The 25,935-nt window shown below is 44.2% G+C and carries 32 protein-coding genes; 14 read left to right on the top strand and 18 right to left on the bottom strand.

Annotated features, from left to right (window positions below; translation table 11 throughout):
* Position 1 precedes the first annotated feature (1 nt).
* Positions 2-313 (bottom strand): hypothetical protein, encoded by a 312-nt coding sequence (locus tag QNH15_RS04240; RefSeq protein ID WP_283892834.1) that lies wholly within the window; start codon positions 311-313, stop codon positions 2-4.
* Positions 314-360: 47 nt separating this feature from the next.
* Here QNH15_RS04240 and QNH15_RS04235 point away from each other — a divergent pair, with 47 nt between their 5' ends.
* Positions 361-1,356: a metal-dependent hydrolase gene (locus QNH15_RS04235; RefSeq protein ID WP_283892833.1), complete on the top strand. Its 996-nt coding sequence runs from the start codon at positions 361-363 to the stop codon at positions 1,354-1,356.
* Positions 1,357-1,373: 17 nt separating this feature from the next.
* Here the strand turns inward: QNH15_RS04235 and QNH15_RS04230 are convergent, their stop codons facing one another.
* Positions 1,374-1,628: a YfhJ family protein gene (locus QNH15_RS04230; protein ID WP_283892832.1), complete on the bottom strand. Its 255-nt coding sequence runs from the start codon at positions 1,626-1,628 to the stop codon at positions 1,374-1,376.
* 101 nt (positions 1,629-1,729) lie between these two features.
* Here QNH15_RS04230 and sspK point away from each other — a divergent pair, with 101 nt between their 5' ends.
* Positions 1,730-1,885: a small, acid-soluble spore protein K gene (gene sspK / locus QNH15_RS04225; RefSeq protein ID WP_061974290.1), complete on the top strand. Its 156-nt coding sequence runs from the start codon at positions 1,730-1,732 to the stop codon at positions 1,883-1,885.
* A 116-nt stretch (positions 1,886-2,001) separates the two neighbouring features.
* Here the strand turns inward: sspK and QNH15_RS04220 are convergent, their stop codons facing one another.
* Positions 2,002-2,319: a YfhH family protein gene (locus tag QNH15_RS04220; RefSeq protein WP_283892829.1), complete on the bottom strand. Its 318-nt coding sequence runs from the start codon at positions 2,317-2,319 to the stop codon at positions 2,002-2,004.
* Positions 2,320-2,394: 75 nt separating this feature from the next.
* Between QNH15_RS04220 and QNH15_RS04215 the strand changes: the two genes are divergently transcribed.
* Complete coding sequence (locus QNH15_RS04215; protein ID WP_283892827.1) at positions 2,395-3,063, top strand: SDR family NAD(P)-dependent oxidoreductase; 669 nt, start codon at positions 2,395-2,397, stop codon at positions 3,061-3,063.
* Here the strand turns inward: QNH15_RS04215 and recX are convergent.
* From recX to QNH15_RS04200, 3 genes are all read right to left on the bottom strand, one after another.
* Positions 3,050-3,862 carry a recombination regulator RecX gene (recX, locus tag QNH15_RS04210; protein ID WP_283892826.1) on the bottom strand — a complete coding sequence of 271 codons (813 nt, stop codon included), beginning with the start codon at positions 3,860-3,862 and terminating at the stop codon, positions 3,050-3,052. The genes QNH15_RS04215 and recX overlap by 14 nt on opposite strands.
* 82 nt (positions 3,863-3,944) lie before the next feature.
* The gene (locus QNH15_RS04205) at positions 3,945-4,148 is read right to left on the bottom strand and encodes a YbdD/YjiX family protein (RefSeq protein ID WP_061974297.1); all 204 of its coding nucleotides are present in this window, start codon (positions 4,146-4,148) and stop codon (positions 3,945-3,947) included.
* Complete coding sequence (locus QNH15_RS04200; RefSeq protein ID WP_283892825.1) at positions 4,148-6,250, bottom strand: carbon starvation CstA family protein; 2,103 nt, start codon at positions 6,248-6,250, stop codon at positions 4,148-4,150. The genes QNH15_RS04205 and QNH15_RS04200 overlap by 1 nt, the downstream gene beginning before the upstream one ends.
* 103 nt (positions 6,251-6,353) lie before the next feature.
* Between QNH15_RS04200 and QNH15_RS04195 the strand changes: the two genes are divergently transcribed.
* The 6 genes from QNH15_RS04195 to QNH15_RS04170 all read left to right on the top strand — a co-directional run bounded on the left by QNH15_RS04195 (position 6,354) and on the right by QNH15_RS04170 (position 10,335).
* Complete coding sequence (locus QNH15_RS04195; protein ID WP_283892823.1) at positions 6,354-7,250, top strand: TIGR01777 family oxidoreductase; 897 nt, start codon at positions 6,354-6,356, stop codon at positions 7,248-7,250.
* Between the two features lie 41 nt (positions 7,251-7,291).
* Entirely contained in the window at positions 7,292-8,434 is a 1,143-nt protein-coding gene (locus QNH15_RS04190) for an amidohydrolase (protein ID WP_283892821.1), read from the top strand.
* A gap of 190 nt (positions 8,435-8,624) precedes the next feature.
* Complete coding sequence (locus QNH15_RS04185) at positions 8,625-9,191, top strand: GNAT family N-acetyltransferase (RefSeq protein WP_283892819.1); 567 nt, start codon at positions 8,625-8,627, stop codon at positions 9,189-9,191.
* Positions 9,192-9,297: 106 nt separating this feature from the next.
* Positions 9,298-9,441, top strand: a complete 144-nt coding sequence (locus QNH15_RS04180; protein WP_283892817.1) for a YfhE family protein — start codon at positions 9,298-9,300, stop codon at positions 9,439-9,441.
* Positions 9,442-9,510: 69 nt separating this feature from the next.
* A complete protein-coding gene (locus tag QNH15_RS04175; protein WP_283892815.1) occupies positions 9,511-9,681 on the top strand; it encodes a YfhD family protein in 171 nt (56 codons plus the stop codon).
* 324 nt (positions 9,682-10,005) lie between these two features.
* Positions 10,006-10,335, top strand: a complete 330-nt coding sequence (locus QNH15_RS04170) for a hypothetical protein (RefSeq protein WP_283892813.1) — start codon at positions 10,006-10,008, stop codon at positions 10,333-10,335.
* Positions 10,336-10,387: 52 nt separating this feature from the next.
* Here QNH15_RS04170 and rlmD read toward each other — a convergent pair whose 3' ends face one another.
* The 5 genes from rlmD to QNH15_RS04145 all read right to left on the bottom strand — a co-directional run bounded on the left by rlmD (position 10,388) and on the right by QNH15_RS04145 (position 16,250).
* Positions 10,388-11,800: a 23S rRNA (uracil(1939)-C(5))-methyltransferase RlmD gene (rlmD, locus tag QNH15_RS04165; RefSeq protein ID WP_283892811.1), complete on the bottom strand. Its 1,413-nt coding sequence runs from the start codon at positions 11,798-11,800 to the stop codon at positions 10,388-10,390.
* A gap of 204 nt (positions 11,801-12,004) precedes the next feature.
* Positions 12,005-13,354, bottom strand: coding sequence for an IS1182 family transposase (locus tag QNH15_RS04160; protein ID WP_283889030.1), 1,350 nt, complete (start codon positions 13,352-13,354; stop codon positions 12,005-12,007).
* A gap of 132 nt (positions 13,355-13,486) precedes the next feature.
* Positions 13,487-14,290 carry a delta-lactam-biosynthetic de-N-acetylase gene (gene pdaA / locus QNH15_RS04155; RefSeq protein WP_283892810.1) on the bottom strand — a complete coding sequence of 268 codons (804 nt, stop codon included), beginning with the start codon at positions 14,288-14,290 and terminating at the stop codon, positions 13,487-13,489.
* A gap of 125 nt (positions 14,291-14,415) precedes the next feature.
* Positions 14,416-15,960, bottom strand: a complete 1,545-nt coding sequence (locus QNH15_RS04150; protein WP_283892808.1) for a fumarate hydratase — start codon at positions 15,958-15,960, stop codon at positions 14,416-14,418.
* A gap of 98 nt (positions 15,961-16,058) precedes the next feature.
* Positions 16,059-16,250 (bottom strand): SE1561 family protein, encoded by a 192-nt coding sequence (locus QNH15_RS04145; RefSeq protein ID WP_061974313.1) that lies wholly within the window; start codon positions 16,248-16,250, stop codon positions 16,059-16,061.
* Between the two features lie 162 nt (positions 16,251-16,412).
* Here QNH15_RS04145 and yfkAB point away from each other — a divergent pair, with 162 nt between their 5' ends.
* Positions 16,413-17,522 carry a radical SAM/CxCxxxxC motif protein YfkAB gene (yfkAB, locus tag QNH15_RS04140; RefSeq protein WP_283892806.1) on the top strand — a complete coding sequence of 370 codons (1,110 nt, stop codon included), beginning with the start codon at positions 16,413-16,415 and terminating at the stop codon, positions 17,520-17,522.
* A gap of 103 nt (positions 17,523-17,625) precedes the next feature.
* On the top strand, positions 17,626-17,955 hold the full coding sequence (locus QNH15_RS04135) for a winged helix-turn-helix transcriptional regulator (RefSeq protein ID WP_283892805.1): 330 nt from the start codon (positions 17,626-17,628) through the stop codon (positions 17,953-17,955).
* Between the two features lie 33 nt (positions 17,956-17,988).
* On the opposite strand, the gene QNH15_RS04130 is transcribed toward QNH15_RS04135, so the two are convergent.
* Positions 17,989-18,804 carry a YfkD famly protein gene (locus QNH15_RS04130; protein WP_283892804.1) on the bottom strand — a complete coding sequence of 272 codons (816 nt, stop codon included), beginning with the start codon at positions 18,802-18,804 and terminating at the stop codon, positions 17,989-17,991.
* Positions 18,805-18,904: 100 nt separating this feature from the next.
* On the bottom strand, positions 18,905-20,260 hold the full coding sequence (locus QNH15_RS04125; protein ID WP_283892802.1) for an MATE family efflux transporter: 1,356 nt from the start codon (positions 20,258-20,260) through the stop codon (positions 18,905-18,907).
* 100 nt (positions 20,261-20,360) lie between these two features.
* Here QNH15_RS04125 and QNH15_RS04120 point away from each other — a divergent pair, with 100 nt between their 5' ends.
* A complete protein-coding gene (locus tag QNH15_RS04120) occupies positions 20,361-20,777 on the top strand; it encodes a pyridoxamine 5'-phosphate oxidase family protein (RefSeq protein ID WP_283892801.1) in 417 nt (138 codons plus the stop codon).
* Positions 20,778-20,816: 39 nt separating this feature from the next.
* Here the strand turns inward: QNH15_RS04120 and QNH15_RS04115 are convergent, their stop codons facing one another.
* Complete coding sequence (locus QNH15_RS04115; protein WP_283895430.1) at positions 20,817-21,200, bottom strand: OsmC family protein; 384 nt, start codon at positions 21,198-21,200, stop codon at positions 20,817-20,819.
* A gap of 131 nt (positions 21,201-21,331) precedes the next feature.
* On the opposite strand from QNH15_RS04115, the gene QNH15_RS04110 reads away from it, so the two are divergent.
* Together QNH15_RS04110 and QNH15_RS04105 are read left to right on the top strand one after the other, a co-directional pair.
* Complete coding sequence (locus tag QNH15_RS04110; RefSeq protein ID WP_283892800.1) at positions 21,332-22,516, top strand: MFS transporter; 1,185 nt, start codon at positions 21,332-21,334, stop codon at positions 22,514-22,516.
* 140 nt (positions 22,517-22,656) lie between these two features.
* Positions 22,657-23,106: a TlpA disulfide reductase family protein gene (locus QNH15_RS04105; protein WP_061974329.1), complete on the top strand. Its 450-nt coding sequence runs from the start codon at positions 22,657-22,659 to the stop codon at positions 23,104-23,106.
* A gap of 363 nt (positions 23,107-23,469) precedes the next feature.
* Here the strand turns inward: QNH15_RS04105 and QNH15_RS04100 are convergent, their stop codons facing one another.
* The 4 genes from QNH15_RS04100 to QNH15_RS04085 form a co-directional block, all read right to left on the bottom strand.
* Positions 23,470-23,805 (bottom strand): hypothetical protein, encoded by a 336-nt coding sequence (locus QNH15_RS04100; protein WP_283892799.1) that lies wholly within the window; start codon positions 23,803-23,805, stop codon positions 23,470-23,472.
* Positions 23,806-23,821: 16 nt separating this feature from the next.
* Positions 23,822-24,304 (bottom strand): VanZ family protein, encoded by a 483-nt coding sequence (locus QNH15_RS04095; protein WP_283892797.1) that lies wholly within the window; start codon positions 24,302-24,304, stop codon positions 23,822-23,824.
* A 172-nt stretch (positions 24,305-24,476) separates the two neighbouring features.
* The gene (locus QNH15_RS04090) at positions 24,477-25,352 is read right to left on the bottom strand and encodes a YihY/virulence factor BrkB family protein (RefSeq protein WP_283892795.1); all 876 of its coding nucleotides are present in this window, start codon (positions 25,350-25,352) and stop codon (positions 24,477-24,479) included.
* A 47-nt stretch (positions 25,353-25,399) separates the two neighbouring features.
* The gene (locus QNH15_RS04085; protein WP_283892793.1) at positions 25,400-25,921 is read right to left on the bottom strand and encodes a YtxH domain-containing protein; all 522 of its coding nucleotides are present in this window, start codon (positions 25,919-25,921) and stop codon (positions 25,400-25,402) included.
* Between the last annotated feature and the right edge of the window lie 14 nt (positions 25,922-25,935).

Genomic DNA, 25,935 nt, shown 5'->3' with positions numbered 1-25,935 from the left:
CTTATTCACCTTTCTTTTCAAATGCCCAGCAATGGAGCTTTGACAGGCCGCCGGAAATCATTTGCTCCAGCGCTCCATAAACGGTATGCTCTGTGGACAGTCGCTTTTCTTTAATGGAGTTGTAAGCTTGTGGATCACTGACATCAAAACATTCAACATACAGAAAATCCTGGTCGATGGCTTTCATCCAGACAGGCGTCGACACACCATCTTTCTTTAATGCATCAAGCACTTTTTTCATATACTTTTCGTATTGACCGACCTGATCGGTGTTTACTTTATATTCAATAAAAACCGTTAGTTTATCATTCAAGGTAAGATCCTCCATTCACCCACTAAACACGTTAGGAGGTGTGTAAATTGGATACTGGAACCCATGTCGTAATGGGGCTCGGGCTTGGCGGGCTGGCAATGCTTGATCCGGCCGTCTCTTCCGATTCCATAACTGCCCATGCTGTTATTCTGGGTACACTGATCGGTTCACAAGCACCCGATTTTGACACCATTTTAAAATTAAGAAACAATGCCGTTTACATCCGCAACCATCGGGGAATCACCCACTCCGTACCTGCCCTGTTTATTTGGCCGGCTGTACTGTCATTAATTATTTATGGACTGAGGCCCGAAGCCAATGGTCTGCATTTATGGCTTTGGACGTCCCTGGCAGTGTTTCTCCATGTTTTTGTCGATATATTTAATGCTTACGGCACACAGGCTCTCTATCCTTTTTCAAAGAAGTGGGTCGCTCTGGGTGTCATCAGCATTTTTGACCCATTCATTTTCATCCTTCATTTGCTCGGATTGGCATTATGGTACGGAGGCTTTGATCCAGGAAGGACGTTTGCAGTAACCTATATTATCCTGGCTGGTTATTATTTGCTCAGGATCTGGAACCGTCACCGGATTGCCCAGGTGGTCCGGCATCACATACCGGAAACCATTGAAGTCATCGCATCCCCCACCATCAAATGGGGACAGTACCATCTGGCCATTAAAACAAAACATCAATTCTTTGTAGGCAACATGAAACAAGGCCGTTTCAGGGTGCTCGACACCTTTGACCGTGTAGAAGTGCCCGATACAGACGTTATTCATGCCGCCAAGAAAGACAAAAACCTTTCGGCGTTCCTTTCCTTTTCACCGGTTTACCGGTGGGAGGTGGAAAAGAACAGCCATGGACATGAAGTCCGTTTTATCGACCTTCGCTACAGAAGCAAAGGGCATTATCCCTTTGTCGCCATTGTCCAGCTGGATGAAGAATTAAATATCATAACGTCTTATACCGGCTGGGTATACAGCGAGGACAGATTGCGAAAAAAACTGGATTTTACACCGGGTGTATTAAAAAACGAGTGATGAAGGAAACTCCTTCATCACTTCTTTTTTTTCAAGTGTTTAAATTTGGGATTGGATGTTTCGTATTCATGGAGCTTGGGACCAAAGCTGTTGATCCATTGCACAACCATTTCTTCTGTTTTATTTTTACCCCCATATTTGTATCCCGCACGCGCACGGGATGATTCAAAATCTTCCCACAATCCTTCGATCCAGCTTCTGGCATCGTCATAGGTGAGATGTTCATTTTTGGACATGAGCACACGGGCAAGGCGGTCAAATCTATCCTCCATTTTTTCTTCCTCCTTATCCATTATTTTGCCGTTTTCTGTTCACATTAAAGGTTTTTATTCAAACCATACTAGATGGGAACCGATTTAAAGGAGGGCTAAACATGCGAAACAAATCAAAAAACTTTCCTAATCGGATCTCCTTCTCAGGTGAGCCGAGAGCCAAAGAAGAATTCTCTTCCAAGCGGCCAGACGGATCCATTCGTGACCATCCAGAGGAACGAATGTTTCAATCCAATCGACACCGGGATGATCAATAGCTCTTGCGGTTATGGATGTTGCTGAAACAATCAGCGATGCCAAGCGGCTTACATCCAAACACGCAAGCGTTAGTAGTGCCGGAAAAAGAAGCGGCCCTTTCCGCTTCTTTTTTCAATTATTGGCCGGGCTGCTGCAGCATGGCGATCGGGAAAGCTTCCAATTCCTGAGATTCGTCTCGGTAACCCCAGGCAAAAATCCCATTCATATACAATATTTTAAAGGAAGATCCGGGATCTCCCTCTACGCCGTATGTTTTTCCGGGATCAAACAAGGCCGGATCCATCATATATGATTTTGCCATCATAATTTTCCGCTCATACACGGCAAATTCGCTGACCATTCCCATTTGTTCCGCCTTTTGCGCTTTTGCATGAAGGTCAGCAATTTCGTTCTGAAGTTCTGTCTTGTTCATTTCACTATATCTTTTTTCCATGATGAGCCTCCATTCTTCTGCTTTTAGTATAATAAACATTGTATAAGAATCCAAACGTATTGAAAGGATGATCCCATGAAATCAGTGATCATTACCGGAGGCGGCTCAGGACTTGGAGCGGCGCTCGCGGAAGAATATGCAAAAAAGTATAAAGTAATCCTTATCGGGCGCACCTTAATGAAATTGACGATGGTGAAAGATGTGCTGTTGCAAAGAGGGCAGCACGCCGATTGTTATGCGTGTGATGTAACATCCATGGAGGAAGTAAAACACGTATTTGGACAGCTTTTTCAGCAAGAGGACATACATATGCTGATCAATAATGCCGGCTCGGGGATCTTTGGGCCGCTGGAAAAGTTTACAGAGGAGGAAGTGAACCTTTTGCTGGATATCAATGTAAAAGGCCCACTATTCACTACGATGACGGCTTTGCCTTATTTAAAGGAAAAAGCAGAAGGCCAAATCATGAACATCATTTCCACCGCAGGACTTCGGGGCAAAGTAAATGAATCCGTCTATTGCGCCAGCAAATTTGCCGTGAGAGGATTTACGGAAAGTCTGGTAAAAGAACTGGAGGGAACCGGCATCAGCGTAACAGCGGTTTACATGGGAGGAATGGATACGCCGTTTTGGGAGGACAGCGACCATGTGAAGGACAAATCGCGGTTTAAAACACCTGAGCAGGTGGCTGTGCAAATTGCAGCTGAAGACACCGGAAAAGCAGAAATCTTTATTGATCGGTAAAATCAGAATTAAGCACTTCATCGATCATATCGACAGGAAATCCTTTCCCATATAGATGCTGCTTCATTTTGTTGCGGTATTGCAGCCCGGAAAACTTTTTATAGCGCTTGTGGGCCTTGTTGGCCTGCTTTAACAAAGCGTCCCTTTCTTCATCCCTTGAGCTTTGCAGGTCAATATTTCGCAGAGCTTCTTCAATCACATCCCAGGAGTATCCTTTTTGCAGGAGCTGCTGGGATATTTTATTTCTCCTTTCATTACTGGACACGCCTTTATTTTGGTTTGCCTTTTTCTGAGCGAAAGAAGCAGCCGTCTCAACTTGCTCTTCAAGCGGAAATTCCTTTAATGCTTTTTCAATAACAGGTTCGGGAATGCCTTTTTGTGACAGCTCTCTTTTTATGACCCCCACCCCTTTTGATGTGGTATTCTTCCTTGTCCGTACAAACATCAGGGCAAACTCGGCATCATCAAGATATCGGTACTCCAGCAGCCGCTTGATCACCTCTTCGATGGCATTATCCTCGTACTCCTTCTTTTTCAGGTAGTCCCGGACTTCCTTCACAGACCTCATTCGAAATGACAGATATTGAAGAGAGGTGTTAAATCCTTTTTTGATTTCATCTTCATAGAGGAGGTCTCTTAGCTCCTCTGTATCAATTTTCATTCCTTTTTTCAATTTGTATTTAATCAAAATATCAGTATCAACACTGAAGCCATACTCTTCTCCTTTGCCCTGGTCGATGTAGATATTGAAACGGTCCGCATTCTTTTTTTGAGTTGTGATCTTTGTAATGACTGTCATATTTCTCACCCCGCTAATACTTTTATATTAACATATCAGACCAGAAAAAGAGCCCGCATAACCTTATGCGGACTCTCGTTTTTTAACAGCATCTCCTGGCGGATGCTCCGTATTTTTTGTCCAAAAAATCATTGAAAAATTCAGCCTCTGTAGGCGGGGCCACCTCGGGATGATGTATTTTTATATGAGCGACGTAGGACTCATAATCTGGAAGATTGGATACTCCCTTCCCGATCTTGCGGATAACTCCGGCCCCCTGCCTGATTTTTTGAATAAAAGTTCTCATCAGGACACCTCGCTGATTTTCGTCTGTTTAAACGGATCCTCACTTGTCGGCAGTTCTTCTTTCTTAAACCACACTTTTCCCCAAATCCTCAGGGCATCAATCAGAACACCGAGAATAAGAAGCATAAAGATGCCGGTAAGCACCGCATTTAACTGGTTGTTAAAGATAATCTGTTTGGCTGCTTCCTCAGTCGGTATGGTCGGTGGCAGCTTTCCTGCAGTTAACGCCTGCTTTGTCACTTCCGCCTGCTTCAGGAAGCCAATGTTCGGAAGCTGAGAAAAGATTTTTTGCCAGCCGGCCGTAAACGTCACAATCATGAGCCAGGCAAGCGGTGCCAGCGTGACCCAGCAATATTTGGTTTTGCCCATCTTGATGATGACTGTTGTCGCCACAATCAGAGCAATGGCTGCCAGCATCTGATTTGTTATGCCAAAGAGCGGCCAGAGCGTGTTGATGCCGCCCAGCGGGTCAGTGACCCCTACGACAAGGAAATAACCCCATCCGGCAACTACAATGGCACTTGTAATATAAACGGCAGGCATCCAATCCGTTTTTCCGATCGGCTTCCAAATGTTGCCGAGTAAATCCTGAAGCATAAAACGCCCGACCCTCGTTCCTGCATCAATCGTCGTTAATATGAAGACTGCCTCAAAGAGGATGGCGAAATGGTACCAAAACGCCATAAGCTGAGGTCCACCGACAATTTTTGAAAAAATGTGTGCCATTCCGACGGCTAATGACGGAGCACCTCCTGTCCGTGAAAGAATGCTCTCTTCATCCACCTGCTGGGCAAGCGAATTGATTTCATCCGCACTGACCGAGAATCCCCAGGAGGAGATCGTCGATGCAGCAGCGCTTACATCTGTGCCGATTGCCGCTCCCGGCGAGTTGATTGCAAAATACACGCCTGGCGATAAAAGGGTAGCTGCAACAAGAGCCATTACCGCTACAAAGGATTCAGTCAGCATTCCGCCATATCCAATCATGTTGGCATGTTTCTCATTGGCAATCAGCTTTGGCGTTGTACCGGAAGAAATCAAGGAGTGGAATCCCGAGACTGCTCCACAGGCAATGGTGATGAACAAAAATGGAAACAGATTCCCCGAGAATACCGGACCCGTTCCGTCCACGAACTTGGTCAGCGCAGGCATTTTGATTTCAGGCATAACAATGAATATGCCGACAGCCAGCAAACCGATGACCCCAACCTTCAAAAATGTGCTCAAGTAATCACGCGGAGCGAGCAAAAGCCAGACGGGAAGCACGGAAGCCAGGAATCCGTAAACAATCATCATAATAGCGATCGTTTTTCCTTCGAATGTAAACATCGGGGCCAGTGTAGCAGAATCTGCCACCCATTGACCGCTTACAAGTGCAAAAATCAACAGAGCAAACCCGATGATTGAAGCTTCCCCCACCCTTCCCGGCCGCAAAAATTTCATGTAGATTCCCATGAACAAGGCGATCGGAATCGTCATCGCAATGGTATACATTCCCCATGGGCTCGCTTTTAAAGCGTTTACAACGACAAGCCCCAAAACAGCAATCAAAATGATCATGATGGCAAATACACCAACGAGTGCAAGGTATCCTCCGACAGGACCGATCTCTTCTCTTGCTATCTCCCCGATTGATTTACCTTTTCGCCTCATGGAAATAATCAAGACGACGAAATCCTGGACACAGCCCGCAAGGACAGCACCCGCGACAATCCAGATCGTTCCTGGAAGATATCCCATCTGAGCAGCCAGGGTGGGCCCCACCAGTGGACCCGCACCAGCAATCGCAGCAAAATGATGACCGTAAAGGACCCATTTATTGGTTGGCACATAATCCTTACCGTCCGTGTACCTTTCAGCCGGCGTCGCACGCCTCTTGTCCAATCCGAAGATTTTATTGGAGATAAAACGGGAATAAAAGCGATAAGCAACTGCGTATGTAGCGAGCGATGCCACCACGAACCAGATGGCATTAATGTGTTCGTCCCTCTGCAGGGCAATAACAGATAAGCTAATGCCTCCAGCAAGGGCAACAGCAATCCAGATCAAGATCTTTGCGACCGGATAACTTTTCTTTCTAATCGTGCTCGGCTGTGTTTCCATTAGGCTCCCCCTCAAAACATTGATATAATTACAGTGCAATTATAACAAATATTCTTAATTTTTAAATAAATTTTACGGAAAATTACCATACAGGAGGTTTTTTATGAAAATTGCAATCACAGGCGGTACCGGACTGATCGGTTCGGCCATCACCAAGCTTTTGCTGTCGAAGAACCATGAAGTGTACATACTGACGCGTTCTGACAAGAAATCCGATCATCCGAAGCTCAGGTATGTGCCATGGCTGGGTAATGAGAGTACACCGGAACATGAGCTTCAAGGCATCGATGCCTTTATTAACCTGGCCGGTGAAAGCATCAACGGAAAATGGACCGATGAGAAAAAGAAAAAAATTATGGACAGCCGAATGAAGGCCACGGATGAAGTATTGCGTATCCTGTCTGAGCTCCCCGAAAAACCGTCCGTGCTGGTCAATGCCTCCGCTGTCGGTTATTACGGAACATCGGAACAAGAGCATTTCACTGAACGCTCCACACCGAAAAACGAAAATTTTCTCTCGGAAGTGGCCCGGCTCTGGGAGCAAAAAGCAAGTCATGCCAATGAACTGGGAATTCGCACCGTTTTTGCGCGGTTTGGCGTTATTCTTAGTGAAAAAGGCGGTGCTCTCTCCCAAATGGCTTTGCCCTATAAATTTTTTGCCGGCGGAAGAATCGGTTCAGGCAGACAGTGGGTATCATGGATTCATCTTGAGGATGCGGCCAGGCTTATTGAGTTTTGCCTGCAGCCAGGCATTGAAGGACCCGTTAATGTGACGGCACCTTATCCCGTACAGAACAGTGATTTTGGCAAAGAGCTCGGAGAAACACTGGGACGGCCCCACTGGCTTCCTGCTCCCTCCTTCGCCATAAAAAGCCTGCTTGGAGAGATGAGTGTACTGGTCCTGGAAGGACAGCACGCCTACCCGGAAAAGGCGGTAAAAAAAGGATTTACCTACCATTATCCACGGGCTCAAGAGGCGCTGGAGAATTTGCTTAAGTAATCAGCAATATATATAAAAAAAAAGAAAAATAGGTGATGCAGTTGAAAACACTGATTAAAGGCGCCAAGGTTTATCCTATAACATCATCAGTCATGAAAAGAGGAGATATTCTCATCCAGGACGGGAAGATTCTCCATCTTGCTCCATCCATTGAGCCTTCTTCAGATATGGAAGTCATCGAAGCGGTTGGCTTCCACCTTTTGCCGGGGCTGATTGATGTTCATACCCATTTAGGGCTTTACGACGAAGGAACGGGCTGGGCAGGCAATGATGCCAATGAAACCAATGAAGTTCTCACTCCCCATATTCGTGCTATCGATGGATGCCACCCTCTCGATAGCGGATTTCGTGATGCCATTCAACATGGAATCACAGCCGTCCACATCATGCCGGGCAGTGCCAATGTCATCGGGGGAACCACATCGGTCATTAAGACAGCCGGCACAGATATTCGTGATATGCTCGTGAAAGAACTTGCAGGACTGAAAGTGGCCCTTGGGGAAAATCCAAAAAGGATTCACAGCGGAAGAGAAAATAATTCCATTACCCGGATGGGCATTATGGGAATGCTGCGTGAAGCATTTTATCACGCAAATGCTTCAACTTTTAGGGAAGATTTAAGAATCTCCCCTCTTGTGGCCGCTTTGGAACGGGAAATCCCGGTCCGTATTCATGCTCACCGTGCAGATGACATCCTGTCTGCAGTGAGACTGGCTGACGAATTCAACCTCGATTTAAGAATCGAGCATTGCACGGAAGGTCACTTGGTAGCCAACGATTTATCCGGCCGCGGACTTCAGGTTTCAGTCGGTCCCACGCTCACGAGAAGGTCAAAAATCGAACTGAAAAATAAAACATGGGAAACCTATAAAGTTTTGGCTGACCACGGGATTGAGGTTTCAATCACCACTGATCATCCCTATACACCCATCCAGTACTTGAATGTGTGCGCAGCTCTTTCCGTACGGGAAGGATTAAGCGAAGAAAATGCACTTAGAGGAATCACCATCAACCCGGCAAAAAACCTTGGAGTGGACCAGCGGATCGGAAGTTTGGAACCTGGAAAGGACGGGGATCTCAGCCTGTGGTCGGAGCATCCGTTCCATTTTTCCTCCCTCCCTGTTATGACCATGATTCAGGGTAAAATTCTTTACAAAAATAAGCGTTTTTTTTATAAAAAATAAACAAAAAAACTATTTTCTTTTTCGGTAAAATATCATATGATTCAAGTATAAATGAATAAGCAAAAACCATAGGGAAGGCAATTGGTGCGCCACCAGATTTTCTGGTCCTAGTGGGTTCGATTCCCACCCCGAATTAATTTTTATTCTTAATTCGAGGGTGGGATTTTTCTGCCCTCCAGGAGGGATTAAATTGTTAAAAAAGCGTGATTTAAACGACTGTCATGTTCTTTTCAATTTAATGGCGCACCCGGAAGTTTTTCCTTTTGTTCGGCAAAAAACCGAATGTCTCGAGGAATTTATGTTCCTTACCAAACAGACGATTGAGGAAGAAGAACGCGGAGAAACCATCTCCAGGACCATACTGGATGAGTGGTATAACCCCATTGGAGCGATCAGCCTGTACGACATACAGGACGGGTGTGGTTTTTTAGGCACCTGGATTGGACAGCCGTACTTTGGAAAGGGCTATAACAAGCCTGCGAAAGAACATTTCTTTTCAGAATTGTTTTATGAGCATAACATTAATACTGTATTTATGCGGATTCGAAAATCGAATCCCCGCTCCCAAAAGGCGGCGGAAAAGATTCCTTATGTGACGCTGGCCAATGAAACCCGTCCCGACATTTATCAGCAGCTTAACCGTTATGCAGATGTGTATAACCTGTATCAAATCGAAAAAGATAACTATGTGCTTCATCAGATGAGAACCCAGCATCAACACGAGATGTTTGACGACAACCATCTGAAAGAGGCTTAAATATTTCGCGCCATTAAAGGAAAAACTATAAAGGGGATGACTCAGTAAGTTCTGTTGCTTGCCGGGTGATCTTCTTTTTTTATTTCTTTTAAAGGGGGAGACAGGCATGAAAAGTAAAAAACAGCAGGCTGAGGAGCGCAATGCTGCTTTGACCAAAACGCAGGAAGTGCTATACAAAGAAGAGTTTAAGTCCGCTAACGGCAGGGAAAAAAATGAGTATACATCCCAAACCTCTTCACAAATCAAGTAGTTCCACATACAGAAAAAAAACAACATTAACCTCTCCATGATGACCTATACTGCTAAAGGAGGAATACCCATGGACAATGAAAGAAACCGGTTGGAAAATGAAAAGGACGGTTTGACCGAAGCGGATCTAAACCAGCCTGAAGGTGTAGATGTAGAATATTCTTCTGAAGTCGCCGATGCGGATGACCGTGAAGCAATAGAGCGCGCGGAAAAAGCAGACCATCGCCAGCTTGATAAATAAGAACAAAAAAGCCCTTCCTAATCGGGAGGGCTTTTCTTTTTCTGTGGGTAACTTTATCCACAGGTTGTTAATATCGTGGATAACTTGCATACTTATTAAAGATTTGTAAATTAAATAAACGTATTATGATGTTTATATAAATTTTTCATTATTTTAAATATTCACAACCAGTGGATAACCCTGTGGATTGTGTGTATATGTCTGAAAATATTGATTAGTACCACACTTTTCATTTAATCTACTATAGACTAGACAAGCAAAGGACGTGAACATGGAAATGATTCGAACGGTGAATAAAGGCTTCATAAACGGATGTAATCACGTATGAGAACCTTCAGAAAGATCTATTTATTTGGATATATTCTGATTGCCTTTCTCGGAGTAGCCAGTCCTCATCCCTGGAAAGGCATGATTGTTGGTGTTGCCGGCTATGGGATTTACTGGCTGATCTTCGGTTCCTGCATGAAGGCGGAAAAAGCAAGAAAGGCAAAAGCAGCAGCCAGAAGATCAAAGAAAAAACGAAAAAAAGGTAGAAAAGGCAAAAGTGCGGCAGCCGCCGCTTCAGGGTTCTGGTGGAGCGATACAGGGACAGATAGCGGGTCTTTCGGTGACAGCTGCAGTGACGGAGGAAGTGATGGCGGTGGATGCGACTAACCTGTAAATAATTTTAAAAAGAGAGAAGGGAACCGCTCCCCTCTCTCTTTGTTCATCCTTCATTCTTTTGTACGAGCGTGCACACAACTTCAACATGAGCCGTTTGCGGAAACATATCCACAGGCGTTAAATTTTCCAATACGAATCCGTGACTTATTAACATGTGGACATCTTTTGCCAGTGTAGAAGGATTACAGGACACATACACCATCCGTTTTGGCTTTATCTTTCCAACAGTGTTCAGGAAAGCCTGGTCGCATCCAGTTCGGGGTGGATCCACCACAATAACGTCCGGTTTCCATCCTTCCTTCAGCCACTTTGGAAGGATCACTTCCGCTTTTCCGGTTTCGTAATGCGTATTTGTAAATTCATGCCGTTTTGCATTCTCTTTTGCATTTAGGATGGATTCTTCAATGACGTCCATTCCTCTTATTTCAGCAGCATCCGGGGCCAGCCAGAGCCCAATCGTCCCGGTTCCGCAGTAGGCGTCCACCACTTTTTCTTTTCCGGTGAGCTTCGCTGCTTTTTTGGCTTCATCATACAGCTTTACCGTCTGTTGCGGATTCAGCTGAAAGAACGCTCTTGCTGAAAGCTCAAACGACAAACTGCCGAGATTCTCCCCAATCGTTTCAGGACCCTCAAGCGGGATGGTTTTTTCTCCGAAAATAATCGAAGTTTTTTTGTCATTCACATTCTGCACAATGGATTTGATCTCGGGAATCCGTTTTTGGATTTCGGCGATCAAAAGTTCTTTGCGCGGAATTTTTTCCTGGGTGGTCACAAGAACCAGCTGGGTTTCACCTGTTTCAAACCCGGTTCTTACCACGATGGTACGGATGATCCCTTTTCGTGTTTTTTCATGATAAACCGGAATATTCAGATCCTCCAGAATCCGTTTAACAGCGTTGGTTACACGCACAGTTTCCGGATGCTGAACGATGCATTGCTCGAGATCAATGATCCGGTGCGAGTTAATGCCATAAAGGCCAGCAATAACCTTCTCCTTCTCTTTGGCCACCTGAAGCTGACTTTTATTTCGATACTCCCAAGGGTTTTGCATTCCGACAGTCGGACGGAGAGGCAGTTTCTCCGGTTTAATTTTTGTATACCGCTCAAAGGCCTGGCGAACGACATCCTGCTTTTCCTTCAATTGACCTTCATAGCTTAGGTGCTGCAGCTGGCAGCCTCCGCATTCATTATATAATGGACATGGGGGCACCACCCGGTCACGAGATTTTTTCTTGATGCGCTTGACCACAGCTTCAGCACGGTTGGGATAAACCTTCTCTATTTGCGCAATGATTTCCTCACCGGGAAGCGCTCCCGGTACAAAGACCACTGTACGTTTAAAAAAACCGACTCCCTCCCCATTAATGCCAAGACGCTTAATGTTGAGCGGGATGGTCTGTCCTTTGGTTAAAATGGTTTTTTGTTTGTGGTTGGCTGTTTCTTTTGGCAAAGCCATTCACTTCTCTCAAAATTTTTTTACGTCCCATTATAGCATTGTTTCCCGATTGTTCCCAACTACAACACCGAAACAGAGAAAAAAGCCTTATAGAAGGCTTTCAGCTTGTGGAGAAAGCTCTGTTTTTTCTCCACAAGCTTTTTTATTTGTTTAGAATTACTGCCCTGTTGTGTGATTTCTCTGAAGAAAAAGATCCTCACACACCTAGCCAAGCTTGGCTAGGTGTGTGGCGATCTTTTTCATATTCTGACAGGCTGCTGTGAGAAGCACCTGCTCACTCGCATTCTGTAATCCCCTCAACCTGCAATAGCGAAGCCCATGCAGCTCTTTCGAATCTGCGAAGCTTCGCTCCACCTTTTCTTTTCTAAATTTATAAAGCATCTTTCCAGAAGCCGACAGTCTGTTGTCGCGTACTTTTTCTTTATGTTCTTCCCAGACATGGCGCGTTACGACTTTTTGTTTGTTTTTTGAACGCGTGCACTCATTTAATAGTGGGCATTCTGCGCATAGCTTGGGATCCGATTTATACTCCTGATATCCTTCCCTTGTGGTTGTGCAGTAGACGAGTTCCTGGCCATTGGGACAAACATATACTTCCCGTTCTTTATCGTATGTAAATTTCCATTTCGGCATCAGCCCTTTTGTTGGGTGGTATCTGCGGTGGGCGATCACCCCGAAAATCGTCCGGTCATAAAGTCCCTTACAAATCGGAGTGGTGAGATAGCCTGAATCTAAAGCCACAGCTTCTACCCCTAATTGAAATCGTTCGATTTGGCGGTCTAAACGAGAAAGGTAAGGCACAGAATCATGCACGTTCCCAGGGGTGACATAGGCATCGGTGATAATATTGAATTTCATATCGGTCGTTCTATGATCTAAATAACAGAACATTTCTTGTTTATGGTCTCGCGACATAAAACCACAATCGGGATCAGTCGTACTTTTGCGAATTTGCTTCTTTTCTTTCACCTCCTCTTTCTCTTTTAAGGGCTTTTTTCCGTGCTTTTCTCTGTCCTCCTCGACCGCCTGATTTAATTCTTCAATGTATCCTCTTGTTTCTGCTTCCACTTCTTCTCTTGTGAATTTATGTTTATTGGCATTCGCTTTAAGGTGGGTAGAATCGGAAAATAAGACTCTTCCTCCCACCATTTTATGATTCATGGCTTGAAGGACGATCTCATCAAAGATCTCTTGAAAGACGTGGGTATCTTTGAAACGAGTCCGCCGGTTCCAACTGATCGTGGAATGATCTGGAACAGGGTCATTCAGTTTTAAGCCAAGAAACCAGCGATAAGCGATATTGGTTTTGACTTCTCGTTCAAGTTGTCGTTCTGAGCGAATGCCGTAGAAATAGCCGATGAACATCATCTTGAAAAGCAGAATAGGGTCCGAAGGACGTCCTGTAGATTCTGAATAATAAGGACGAACTTTCTCACCGATAAAAGAAAAATCGATATAGCGATCAATCTTCCTCAAGAGGTGGTCTTCAGGAACCAAATCTTCGATAAAAACAAACTCTGCTTCATTCTGAGTATCCTTTTTAGGCTTATACATACAAACACCGTCCGATCCTTATTTGTTAGTTATATTATAACAAATTAACGCGGTGAATAAATAAAGTTGATGGATAAAAAAATAGACTGTCGAGAGTTTCTCGACAGCCTGAAAGCCTTATAGAAGGCTTTTTTATTGGACAGGAGCTTTATTGGTCTGGTTATCCACTTTCAGGTCATCAAGGCTTTTGAACGTATAGCCCCGCTTTCTCAAATCATCTATGGCTTTGCCCAGCGCCTCTGCATTATCCCTTGAAACTGTGTGTAAGAGCAGAATACAGCCGGGATGAATCTGTTTCATGATGTTGTTGTACGAATATTGCCAGCCGCGCTGCCGGTTCACTTCCCAGTCAACAAACGCCAGCGACCAAAATACATGACGGTATCCCAGTTGCTTGGAAACAGCAATCGACTGCTCGCTGAACACACCTCTTGGAGGACGAAGATAATGCATGTCATCGCTTCCGGTGATTTTGCGGTATTTTTGCTTAACCGATTCCAGTTCCTCTTTCATGCGCCCTGCAGTGATTTGTGTCATATCCGGATGGTGGTTCGTATGATTTCCGACAATATGGCCTTCCTTTGCCATACGCAGGATCAAGTCTGGATGAGTGTTGATAAAATGTCCCGTAACAAAGAACGCTGCAGGCACCTTCTTCGCCTTTAACGTATTCAGAACATCATCAGTATAACCATTTTCATACCCATTATCAAAGGTAAGATAAATGTCTTTTCTCTTTGGATCGCCTAAAAACAGACCGTCGTACTTTTCCATCAGCTGCAGATAGCGCTGATCCGTCGTCGGCTGCACTTCATTCCCTTTCTTTTGAAAATACCACTCATGCCGGGTATTAGAAGGCTGCAATGCATAAGCGGTATGGGTGGTTACCAGCAATATGGCACCAATAAACAGTGCAGATATCCCCCATTTTTTCATGGCGTTTCTCTCCTTCCTTTCTGAATTCATCCATACCTTTAGTGTTTATGGATGGATTAAAAGCATACGAGGAAGTCTTTGCCATGAAAAAAAGACCGGCAGTTGGCCGGTCTTTTTGAGGAGTTTTATTTAAAAACAGGTTCTTTAAATTGCGCGAGTTTTTCAAGTGAGGAGCTTTCCACGTCCTGATGCAGGCTGTTCCCGTGGGAGTCCATGGTAACAACCGCGGTAAATCCTTTAACGTTAATATGCCACATGGCTTCTGGAATACCAAATTGCATCAAATCAACGCCTTCAACTTTTTGCATGCACTCCGCATAGTACTGCGCGGCTCCGCCAATGGCATTCAAATAAACACCGCCATGCTCGCCAAGCGCCTGAAGGGTCTTTTTCCCCATTCCTCCCTTGCCGATGACTGCACGGATACCAAATTTTTTCATAATATCGCCTTGATACGGCTCTTCACGGATCGAGGTAGTTGGACCAGCAGCTTTAACGACCCAGTTGCCTTCCTCATCCTTGGCCATTACCGGGCCGCAATGGTAGATGATTTGTCCGTTCAAATCAACAGGTGCATCATGATCGGTTAAATATTTATGAATCGCGTCACGTCCGGTATGCATCATACCGTTGATAGTTACAACGTCCCCTACTCGCAATTCGCGAATTTGTTCTTCTGTGATTGGTGCTTCCAGGGTCACCTGACGGACTTCTGTTTTTTCTTCAAGTGCTGCAGCCGCTTCTTCCTTCATTTTATCGAAGTCGACATCTTCGCCTTCCTGATACATCCACTCCTGGATTTCGCCAGTAACCGGGTCAATTTTAACGCCTAAACGACGGTATGCCCAGCAGTTGTAGGCTACAGAAACGAAGAAGCTGGCAGGAATTCGGTTGATGACGCCCACTTTACAGCCAAGAAGAGTTGTTTCCCCTCCAAAGCCCATGGTTCCGATGCCAAGCTTGTTGGCATTTTCCATTACATACTCTTCAAGCTTGCGAAGATTTTCGTTTGGATTAACATCATCTGCCGAGCGGAACAGCATTTCCTTGGCAAGCTCGTAACCGCTTGTACGGTCTCCACCAATTCCTACACCGATGAAACCGGCACTGCACCCTTGACCTTGCGCCTGGTAAACGGAATGCATGATGCATTTTCGGATGCCATCAAGGTCGCGTCCCGCACGGCCAAGTCCTTCAAGTTCAGCTGGCAGGCTGTATTGAATATTTTTATTTTCGCATCCGCCGCCTTTAAGAATCAAACGGACATCAATATAATCGCTTTCCCATTGTTCAAACTTAATAACAGGCGTTCCCTCACCAAGATTATCACCGCTGTTATCACCAGTGATCGAATCCACAGAGTTAGGACGAAGCTTGGTATCGCTTGTTGCCTCAGCCACCGCTTTTTTGATCGCCTTTTTCATTTCAATTTGGTTCACGTTAACTGGTACTTTAATTTTAAAGGTCGGCAGTCCCGTATCCTGACAGATCGGTGAAACGTTATCGTCGGCCATTTTAATGTTTTTTGTAATCGTGTCTAACGACATTGCTGCACGGGTGCCTGCATTTTCGCGAATTTTCGCTGCCGCAATGGCTCTGCGGACATCCTTTGGCAAGTTTGTTGATGTTTCCACGATTAGCTTATACATGCTCTCCTGAAACTTTTCCATGCTCTAACCCCTTTTATTATTTAAAAATAATTTGTATCGCTTTAAACCAATACCATTATAACAAAAAGGATAAAAGAGCGCTTACTTTTCGTTCCAATTTATTCTTTTTCCCAATTATTTCGGAATTGTTTGCATTTGAATTCAAGATCATCAAGCATCCCAATGATACGGTCAATTTCTTCCACACCTGCTGTTTCTGCATCAATTGAATCCAGCACCTGCAGCAGCATGTCGATCCGATTCATAATGTATTCTTTTTGAGATGACTTATCTTCTACTGATTTACCCAAATATACCTCTCCTTTCTTTCATACTGTATCAAAGGATTGAATCTCTGCCAATAAAATCCCCGCAGCCCTTTTTCTTTTACGGCGATTGCGTTATCATATGGTGTATTTATAGATTGCGGAAACGTTATGTTTTTACCCGTTTTATTAATAAAGGAGTTTTTTATGATGGTAAAAAACCCAATTTCCATCCAGAATGATCCCTGGGAAGCTTATTTGGATGTTGAAAAGCACGGCACGATGCAGCTTTCGAATATTGAAGTCACGACAACGACGCTTTGCAATATGCGCTGTGCACACTGCGCTGTCGGTTACACACTGAATGTTAAGGATCCAGAACCTCTGCCGCTTGAACTTCTTATGGGCCGATTGGATGAAGTTCCGGAGCTTCGTTCATTTTCCATCACTGGCGGAGAGCCGATGATGTCAAAAAAATCTGTCGAGAACTTTGTGGTGCCTTTGCTCCGCTATGCCACTTCGCGTGGAGCAAGAACACAGATTAATTCTAACCTTACCCTGGATCTTGAACGTTATGAGCCTATTCTTCCTTTTTTGGATGTTCTTCATATTTCCCACAATTGGGGCACCCTCGAAGATTTTGCCGAGATCGGTTTTGCCCAAATGGAGAGGAAGCCTTCGATGGAGCAGCGGACCGCATTGTTTGACCGAATGGTACATAATGCACAGGAGCTCACAACAAGAGGTGTCCTTGTCTCTGCTGAAACAATGCTGAACAAGACGACTTTGCCCTACCTGGAAAAGATCCACAATCACATACAGGAAATGGGCTGCCAACGCCATGAAATTCACCCTATGTACCCGAGTGACTTTGCCAGCTCGCTTCAGGTGCTGTCACTTGAGGATACACGTTCGGCCATTCACAGACTGCTTGATGTCCGTAATCCTGACGTTTGGATGCTTTTTGGCACCCTGCCTTTTTATCCATGTTCTGCTAAAAACGAGGACCTGGAATTATTAAACCGGCTTTATGCTGAAAAAAATGTGACGGTCCGGAATGACCCCGATGGTCGTTCCCGTCTGAACGTCAATTTATTTGATGGTGAAATTATTGTCACTGATTTTGGAGACACCCCCTCACTTGGCAATATACAAACCACCTCGTTTCCTGAAGCCTATGAAGCATGGCTGAACACATCTGCAGCGAAATCAGTGAATTGCCATTGTCCGGCTGTAAAATGTCTTGGTCCGAATTTGCTGGTGAAAGATACGTATTACAAAGAAGTTGATTTCACGACACTTTCTTCCAATATATGACTAATTAAAAAGTTATAAACTTTACAATAGTAAGTTTTGGGAGTATCATCATAGGAAAGACTATAATTAGTAGTCGAAAGATCAATACAATGAGGTGAATTGTATGGATTACAACACAATGTGTCCCAGATATGAAGTAGCGATAGATATTATAGGAAAAAAATGGACGGGTCTTATCATCCGTGTTTTATTGGGAGGATCAAGGCGTTTTAAGGATATTAAAAAGCAAATCCCCGAGATGAGTGACCGCATGCTTACGGAGCGCATGAAAGAATTGGAATCCGTTGGCATTGTTTCACGCCATGTTTATCCTGAAACCCCGGTCCGCATCGAGTATGCATTGACCGAAAAGGGAGAATCCCTACGATCCATTATTGAATCTATTCAATTTTGGAGTGAGCAATGGGTTGAAGAATGCGAACTTCAAAAATAAAAAGGAACCAGCTAAAAGCTGGTTCTTTTTTATTTACATATTCGACGAATGAAATCTGAAAGAAACGTGTTCCTGCACCGGAATCCATGCTCCGATTCCCTGTTGGGTTACATTTTGCACTTCAATTTTTCGTTTACTGCCTTTTAGGACAATATAGACTTCACCGTAGGTGACCCTCCCTTTTTCATTCACAGCTGGAACATAACTTGCCAAGTACCCAACCTGCTTGGGAGCAATATTATAAACATTGTTTTTCTTGGTACCCGCCCCAATATTCGTCTGAAATGAAAGTGGGAGTCTGGTTTTTTCTCCTGCAGCAATCATCATCATTTTCTTTACGGCTTCGCTGTTAGGGATTTCCGCGGTAAGCCCTCCAGCTACTCGTTTGTGCATCTGTTGATGATAGCGCAGCTGAGCAAGCGACTTGCCTCCCCGGTTATCAAGCCTGTTCAAATTGATTTGCTGATATTCCCAATTGACAGCTGATTCTGTAGATTGATACGAAAGAGGCCACACTCCAAGAAAGATTCTGGCTCTGTAACCAAAAGCCAATTTTGACGGATGAATGACAGACTCGTTCAACATACGAATTAAATCCGGGTTGGCTATAGCCACGTTGGATGTTTTCAGCATTGACTTTGCCAATTTGCTCGGTTCAAGATAAGGAAGGTCCTGTGCAGAGTTAGGATAGGTGTTTTCTTTAGAAATACTCACAACCGATCCCGGAACCCTCACACCTGCGGCCGCAGCGGAATGCGGCTGGACAACCAGGGAAAAAATCAGAATTATAACAAGGAATAAGGCGGCTGAGTTTCGATTTAAACCCAACACCAAAGTGTTCCGTTTCATGTGTTTTTCCTCCTTTTATATCCCTATTTTTTTCTTGTTGTAGAAATTTATCCATGCTGAGCGAATAACAAATTTTTACACAAAAAAGACACCTGGAAATTCAGGCGTCTTTTTCTTTGTCTTGCTTTAATATTCGGATATCCTTCCATTTTCCCAGCTTGTAATACAAAATGGCGAAAACGCTGCTGATGATAAAGCTGACGGACATTCCGTAGGCAATTCCTCGTTCTCCAAACCACTGCGCAAATAAATAGGTCAACGGGTATCGAAGAATCCAAAATGAAATGAGGTTCAGGATCAGCACCTGCACCATGGCGCCTGAAGCCCGGACAACGCCGTTCAAAACAAAATTAATACCCAGAAACGGATAAAAGAAGGCGATGCTTCTTAAATATTGAGCACCGAATTCAATCGTTTCTGCATCTTTTACAAACAGGGAAATAAACCAGGAAGCCCCTGCAACGACAATTGCGCTGATCAAAAGGGTAACACTCAAAATAAGATAAATCCCGTTTCTCGCGACCAATGAAACCCTGTCCCATTTGTTCGCACCAATATTCTGGCCTGCCATACTGTTTACAGCTGAGCCGAGCGTCATGGCCGGCAGCATGATCAAACTGTCCATCCGCTGGGCGACTCCAAACCCGGCCACCACATCTTCTCCAAAAGAAGCAACCACACTCATGATAGCAGCCACTCCTCCCGAGATTAACAGCATCTGCAGTCCTGCCGGAAGTCCAAGTGCCGTTACCGTTTTTAGATAATATCTTTCTGGCCAATGAGGAATTTCAAAAGGCACTTTGCCGGTTTTAACAGAATGATATACCCCATACAAGAAAGCGGCACCTTGTGAAAAAATTGTGGCATATGCGGCACCGTCCAATCCCATGTTAAATCCGCTGATGAACAAAGGGTCCAGAATGGCATTTAAAATGACAGCAATCACGACAAACTGTACCGGTGTTTTACTGTCTCCCATTGCCCGGAGGATGGTTGAAATAAAATTATAGCCAAACAAAAACAAGATTCCCGCAAAATTAATCTGAAGATAGTTTACCGCCATGGGCATGACGGATTTCGGTGTTCCGAGAAGCTGAAGCAGCCACTGTGATGTAAAGAATCCAATAATGCCAAGCAAAATGGCCAAGCATCCCAAAAGGGTGACAAAGGCATTCACCGATTTTCTCAGCCCTTCAGCATCATCCGCTCCTTTTTGCTGCGAAAGAACCGTGAGTGCTGCTCCATTGATCCCAATAATAAACGACAATACAGCAAAAATGACCGTGGACGATAACGAAATCGCTCCGACTTCCCTGCTTCCAAGAAGGTTTCCCACCCAATAGCTGTCAATGATCTGAAAGGAAACCTGGAGGAGATTGCTCAGGAAGATGGGCCAGGAATAAAAAATCATGCTTTTGAACAGATTGCCTTTTGTAAAATCGTGGCTAAGCGCCATGTCCTTGCTCCTCTCCTTGTTCTAAAATCCGGTTCTGTGTTTACTCGATTCAAATTTGTGGAACTATTTTAACAGGTGAAAAATGAAAGGAGAATTATTTATGAATCAGGAGGAATTTAAACAAAAAATTAAAGATATTGTGGACTCAAATCCTATTGGCACCCTTTCCACCGTTTCACAGAACAAACCAAATGCACGATATATGTACTTCCAACGTGATGATATTACCCTGTTAACCGCAACAAGTAAACAAACACATAAAGTGGATGAAATTGAAGAGAATCCAAACGTTCATGTTCTTTTGGGCTACACAGACTGGGACAGCCCATATATTGAAATGCAGGGAACTATCAGGGTTCGTGAGAAAGAAGTCATTAAAGAGGAATTCTGGCAGGATATGATGAAGCACTGGTTTACAGGCCCGGATGATCCTGATTTAATTATCCTTGAGATTCAACCAGCATCATTCCGTCTGATGAATTCAAAAGAAAAAGAGCCCGTTACTCTGGATATGTAATAAATCAAGAAAAGCATTCCCCAAAAGGAATGCTTTTCTTTATGCAATCAGTTCAAATGAATCACTGATGCGGATACTGCCTTTTACCGACTGAACCATTGAACAGTTTTTCTCTGTAACGCGCAGTGCTTTTTCAATTTTCTCTGGTGACAGGTCATTGCCTTTCAAAATAAAATGCATATGAATGCTTTCGATCCGGTCCGCCTCTTCCTTGTTTCTGACCACATCTGCTTTAATTTTGATATCTTCCACGTCCAGCCGCATTTTTGAGAGTACTTTTCGGAGTACTCCCCCGCTGCAAACCGCAACCGATGACACCATCAGCTGATAGGGTCTGAATCCATAGTGTGCATCTCCGGAAACATCAAGGGATCCATATTCAAATTGTGTTTGAAACCCGTTTTCTCTCATCGTAAATTCCATCATTATCACCTCGTATACCTTACAGTTTATACAACTTTCCATGGTTTTTACAAAAATTGCGATTTCCTGTCCATGACATGGCTATTCATTGTAAAATGGGGATAGATTTGATGCAAAGGATAGGTTATATAATGGCTGTATTGACACGATCAAAATTCTCCATTTTAGTAAGTATTGTTTTTATTTCAGGATTTTCTCAAGGCATGCTGCTGCCTTTGATCGCCATTCTGCTGGAAGAGGCGGGCACTTCTTCAACATTAAATGGATTAAATGCTATCGCTCTGTATATCGGTATTGTTCTTGCTTCCCCTTTTATTGAAAAACCGATGAGAAGATTTGGCTATAAAAAAATAATCCTGTCAGGGCTTGTCCTTGTTACTGTTTCGCTTTTTTTATTCCCCTGGTGGAAAGCCTTCTGGTTTTGGTTCGCGCTACGCCTGGTGATCGGTGTAGGAGATCACATGCTCCATTTCTCCACACAAGTGTGGGTCACGTCCAACAGCCCGGCTGAAAAGCGTGGCCGAAACATTGCGCTGTATGGTATTGCGTTTGGCGCGGGCTTTGGAATCGGACCGCTTATGACCAGACTCGCTTCCGTGAGCGAGGCATTGCCTTTTCTTATATCTGGAGCCTTCTGCCTGATCTCACTCTTTATTATGACGTTCATCCAAAATGAGTTTCCGTCATCTGAAGGTGTAAAAGAAGCAGGAATGAATACACTCGGACGCTACCGGGAAGTTATGCGGGCAGCCTGGGTCGCCCTCTTGCCTGCCTTTGGCTACGGATTCCTGGAGGCTTCGCTAAACGGTTCTTTCCCTGTTTACGCATTGCGGCATGGCATACCAGTGAATTGGGTGTCCGTTTTACTGCCATCCTTTGTTGTGGGAAGCCTTGTCTTTCAATTGCCACTAGGATTATGGAGTGACCGCTTTGGCCGGAGAAAGGTGCTTCTCGTATGCCTCTTCGTCGGCTTTCTGGCCTTTACAGGTACATTATTGGCCGGCAGCCACATGTGGATTTATTTACTCCTTTTTTTCATAGCCGGAATGTTTGTCGGTTCCCTGTTTTCACTTGGAATTACGTATATGAGCGATCTCCTTCCGCTGCACCTTCTGCCTGTGGGCAATATCCTGGCCGGAATCGCCTTTAGCTCCGGAAGCATGACAGGCCCTCTTGTTGGCGGCTGGTTTATTGAAGCCTTCCAATCAGGCGCATTTGTTTACGCGATCAGCGGCATGCTGCTGATACTCCTCCTTGTCACCTATTTTCATAAAGGAACCGGAGAAAGAAATCATTCGCAAAAAAACGTCGTCTGACAACCTATAATATAAGCTGTCAGAATGCATACTAGAGAAGGCAATATTTTTGCATTCTGCGCTGAAATTCCTTATACTTATAATTGAAATTAAATAATAATAATTATAAATAAAACAATTAGCAAAGGAGCCACCTATTCATGAGATTACGTGATGAAATGCCGGAACTAAACGGCGCAACAGAATGGATTAACGGAGAAGTTAAAAAAGAAGATCTAATCGGCAACAAACCAACCCTTATTCACTTTTGGTCTGTAAGCTGCGGACTATGTAAAGAAGCTATGCCAAACATCAACAAATTCCGGGACGATTATAAAGATGAATTGAATGTCGTTGCTGTACACATGCCTCGTTCTGAAAAAGATTTAGACCTTGACCAAATCAAAGAAGTAGCAAAAGAACACGACATTTCACAACCCATCTTTGTTGATAACCAACACAACCTTACCGATGCCTTCGAAAACCAATACGTTCCAGCCTATTACGTTTTTGATGCAGAAGGAAAACTTCGCCATTTCCAAGCTGGCGGCGAAGGCATGAAAATGCTAACCAAACGCGTCAACCGCGTACTAGGAAAAGAAACGAAGTAAACAAGAAAAGCTGAAACGCCTGTTGAGAGACGACTAGTACTGGAGGGCTTTGTCATAAAACGCTTTTTGTTTTCTGACAAAGACCGAAGTGATCGAGTCTCTAGGCGTTGAAGCTGGATCACAAGAAAAGCTGAAGAGCCCGTTTAAAAGCGGCAGACGTTGGAACTCTTGAACATACAACACGCTTTTTGTGTTGTGTTGAAAGAGTGAAACGGCCGAGCTTTTGGGCTCTGAAGCTGGATCATATAAGAAAAGCTGAAACGCCTGTTGAGAGACGACTAGTACTGGAGGGCTTTGTCATAAAACGCTTTTTGTTTTCTGACAAAGACCGAAGTGATCGAGTCTCTAGGCGTTGAAGCTGGATCACAAGAAAAGCTGAAGAGCCCGTTTAAAAGCGGCAGACGTTGGAACTCTTGAACATACAACACGCTTTTTGTGTTGTGTTGAAAGAGTGAAACGGCCGAGCTTTTGGGCTCTGAAGCTGGACACCTTTAAATCTTGAGGAGCCACCTGATCATCTGTCAGGCGGCTTTTTTTTATGAAAATGACGCAATATGCAACTAAATCATGTCGAACCGCAAGTAAATCTGGATTTACCGCAACTAATTTTTGTCGAACCGCAACTAAATCGTGTCGAACCGCAACTAATTCCCCGACCCCCTCTCTTTCACCTCCAAAAACAACCCCAAAAACTGCCAAAAGGCAGCTGCGGGAGCTACCTTTTTCTCTTTAGTATGTTATTTTCAATAATTCTGTAGATAAGGGCGCAAAATTTAAACACAGCAAGCCCGACCATGGTGCCAAATCCGTTTAATAAAATGTCGTCGATATCGAAAATGCGGTGAGCATAACTATATTGAAGCACTTCGATGATTGAGCTTGTCCCGAACCCGATGAAGAACATAAGTGCCCATTTTGAAAAGAAGCGGTGGATAAGGGGTGGCAAGAATCCCAGAGGAAAGAACAATACGACGTTGCCAATGACGTTTTTAAAGATCAGCCAGTAATCGCCGCTTTTCCACATGAGTCTTATGCTGTCAAACAGCACAAGGTTCAGTGACTTCCCGTACACATAATGGTTATATGTAAAGAGAGTGACGTATATCAGAACCGTAAAATAAATTAAAAACAGGAGCCAGCCAATATTTCTCCACTTTAACCGGGCCTTTTTCTTAGTTACGTTTTTATTCTTGGTCATATTCCTTCTCCATTCAATCGCTTGATCCCGGCCAATTGCAGAACATCCAACTTATCCTCCGTTCAAAAAAAAGCCCCGTTCATTATACCATATGAGGTCGATAGGAAATCATGCAATTCGGGGGTGATCTTGTCCAAAAAAAAAACCGCCTAATGCGGTCTTTTTAGAAACGCTATCTTGTTTTTGTCAGCAGGCCTCTTTCATAAGCCTGATCGATTTTAAATTTATGCAGTGTGGCATTGATTACCCCGCCAAGGACAATAACCAGTCCTGTCAAATAAAACCACAGCATGAGGACAATTACAGCTCCAAGGCTTCCGTATGTAGCGGAATAATTTCCAAAGCTGTCGACATAAAATGCGAAGCACAAAGAAACAATCAGCCAGGCAACTGTAGAAAAGATTGCGCCATACCATACTTCACGATACTTCAGTCTTTTGCAAGGTCCCATGTAATAAAGAACAGAAAAAACGACCGCTATGACCAGAAAACTAATCAGCCAGCGCATCAATCCCCATATGCTGAGGAAGACCTGATCCAGTCCGAGATAGGAGAAAATAAATTCACCGATCATTTTCCCAAAGACAGGAAGGACAAGAGAAACAACGATGGCGAGGATGAGTCCAATGGTAAGAAACACGGCAAGGGTTCTTGCCATAATAAACGACCGGCATTCCTCGACGCCGTATGCTTCATTCAATGCCTTAATCACCGCATTTACGCCATTAGAAGCGGACCAGAGTGTCGCAATGATCCCGAAAGAAAGCAGTCCTCCCTTTTTGGATTCAATGACCGTCTGCAGGTTTTCCCTGATGACCTTCATCGATTCACCAGGAACCACATTGTTTAACACTTTAACCGCATCTTCCGGAGAGATGAAAATCCCGCCGAGCGTAATCAGGAAGATCAAAAATGGAAAGAGAGACAAAAGAAAATAGTAGGCAAGCTGGGCTGCCAAGTCCGGCACATCATTTTTCTTAAAGCTGTGCATAAACTCCACTGCAAATGATTTTGGAGATATGCCTTTAAGCTGGCTAAATAAATTCATATAGGTTCACCTCGCTGTTTCCAGCCCATTGAAAAAAAGGGCAACGATTAGTTGCCCTGATTCCTTCCAACTACATGTGGATTATTGTCTAAATCCGCATAGGACGGACCTGAAGTGGAAGTGGGTGAAGTAGAATTTTTATCTGAAATTTCGGCTACTGTATCTTTGCTGTGCTCTTTTACATCCTGTCCGGCGTCCTTTAATTTGCTGCCGATTTTAGCGACTTCACTTCCTGCTCCTTTTACTTGTTCTACAGCCTGCATCCCTGTGTTTTTTACGCTGTCTACTGTATTCATAAGATGTTTTACATCCTCCACTACATCATTTACTGCTGTTGATGCCGATTGAAACGTTTCCTTCATGCCGCTTGTCAGAGATTGTGGATCATCTTTAACCGTCCTTGCCAGGTTCTTTGTAGTATCCTTTACCCCAATGGAACGCTGTTTCATGGATTGTCTTGTTGAACGGTCCAGCATGGCAACAGCCGCTCCAAGAGCAGCTCCGATCAAGATGCCTTTTAACAATTTACTGTCATCTTTCTGATACGTTTCATAACTTTGGTAAGCCATTTTGCATCTCTCCT

The sequence above is a fragment of the Fictibacillus enclensis genome (genome assembly GCF_030123385.1).
GTDB classification, from domain to species: domain Bacteria; phylum Bacillota; class Bacilli; order Bacillales; family Fictibacillaceae; genus Fictibacillus_C; species Fictibacillus_C enclensis.
This window is presented reverse-complemented; position numbering and strand designations above follow the sequence as displayed.

Excerpts from the sequence above, each read along its gene's own strand:
- QNH15_RS04230 (WP_283892832.1), bottom strand. The coding sequence starts at position 1,628 with ATGGAGGATAGATTTGACCGCCTTGCCCGTGTGCTCATGTCCAAAAAT.
- sspK (WP_061974290.1), top strand. The coding sequence starts at position 1,730 with ATGCGAAACAAATCAAAAAACTTTCCTAATCGGATCTCCTTCTCAGGT.
- QNH15_RS04220 (WP_283892829.1), bottom strand. The coding sequence starts at position 2,319 with ATGGAAAAAAGATATAGTGAAATGAACAAGACAGAACTTCAGAACGAA.
- QNH15_RS04215 (WP_283892827.1), top strand. The coding sequence starts at position 2,395 with ATGAAATCAGTGATCATTACCGGAGGCGGCTCAGGACTTGGAGCGGCG.
- recX (WP_283892826.1), bottom strand. The coding sequence starts at position 3,862 with ATGACAGTCATTACAAAGATCACAACTCAAAAAAAGAATGCGGACCGT.
- QNH15_RS04205 (WP_061974297.1), bottom strand. The coding sequence starts at position 4,148 with ATGAGAACTTTTATTCAAAAAATCAGGCAGGGGGCCGGAGTTATCCGC.
- QNH15_RS04200 (WP_283892825.1), bottom strand. The coding sequence starts at position 6,250 with ATGGAAACACAGCCGAGCACGATTAGAAAGAAAAGTTATCCGGTCGCA.
- QNH15_RS04195 (WP_283892823.1), top strand. The coding sequence starts at position 6,354 with ATGAAAATTGCAATCACAGGCGGTACCGGACTGATCGGTTCGGCCATC.
- QNH15_RS04180 (WP_283892817.1), top strand. The coding sequence starts at position 9,298 with ATGAAAAGTAAAAAACAGCAGGCTGAGGAGCGCAATGCTGCTTTGACC.
- QNH15_RS04175 (WP_283892815.1), top strand. The coding sequence starts at position 9,511 with ATGGACAATGAAAGAAACCGGTTGGAAAATGAAAAGGACGGTTTGACC.
- QNH15_RS04170 (WP_283892813.1), top strand. The coding sequence starts at position 10,006 with ATGAGAACCTTCAGAAAGATCTATTTATTTGGATATATTCTGATTGCC.
- rlmD (WP_283892811.1), bottom strand. The coding sequence starts at position 11,800 with ATGGCTTTGCCAAAAGAAACAGCCAACCACAAACAAAAAACCATTTTA.
- QNH15_RS04160 (WP_283889030.1), bottom strand. The coding sequence starts at position 13,354 with ATGTATAAGCCTAAAAAGGATACTCAGAATGAAGCAGAGTTTGTTTTT.
- pdaA (WP_283892810.1), bottom strand. The coding sequence starts at position 14,290 with ATGAAAAAATGGGGGATATCTGCACTGTTTATTGGTGCCATATTGCTG.
- QNH15_RS04150 (WP_283892808.1), bottom strand. The coding sequence starts at position 15,960 with ATGGAAAAGTTTCAGGAGAGCATGTATAAGCTAATCGTGGAAACATCA.
- yfkAB (WP_283892806.1), top strand. The coding sequence starts at position 16,413 with ATGATGGTAAAAAACCCAATTTCCATCCAGAATGATCCCTGGGAAGCT.
- QNH15_RS04135 (WP_283892805.1), top strand. The coding sequence starts at position 17,626 with ATGGATTACAACACAATGTGTCCCAGATATGAAGTAGCGATAGATATT.
- QNH15_RS04130 (WP_283892804.1), bottom strand. The coding sequence starts at position 18,804 with ATGAAACGGAACACTTTGGTGTTGGGTTTAAATCGAAACTCAGCCGCC.
- QNH15_RS04125 (WP_283892802.1), bottom strand. The coding sequence starts at position 20,260 with ATGGCGCTTAGCCACGATTTTACAAAAGGCAATCTGTTCAAAAGCATG.
- QNH15_RS04120 (WP_283892801.1), top strand. The coding sequence starts at position 20,361 with ATGAATCAGGAGGAATTTAAACAAAAAATTAAAGATATTGTGGACTCA.
- QNH15_RS04115 (WP_283895430.1), bottom strand. The coding sequence starts at position 21,200 with ATGGAATTTACGATGAGAGAAAACGGGTTTCAAACACAATTTGAATAT.
- QNH15_RS04110 (WP_283892800.1), top strand. The coding sequence starts at position 21,332 with ATGGCTGTATTGACACGATCAAAATTCTCCATTTTAGTAAGTATTGTT.
- QNH15_RS04105 (WP_061974329.1), top strand. The coding sequence starts at position 22,657 with ATGAGATTACGTGATGAAATGCCGGAACTAAACGGCGCAACAGAATGG.
- QNH15_RS04095 (WP_283892797.1), bottom strand. The coding sequence starts at position 24,304 with ATGACCAAGAATAAAAACGTAACTAAGAAAAAGGCCCGGTTAAAGTGG.
- QNH15_RS04090 (WP_283892795.1), bottom strand. The coding sequence starts at position 25,352 with ATGAATTTATTTAGCCAGCTTAAAGGCATATCTCCAAAATCATTTGCA.
- QNH15_RS04085 (WP_283892793.1), bottom strand. The coding sequence starts at position 25,921 with ATGGCTTACCAAAGTTATGAAACGTATCAGAAAGATGACAGTAAATTG.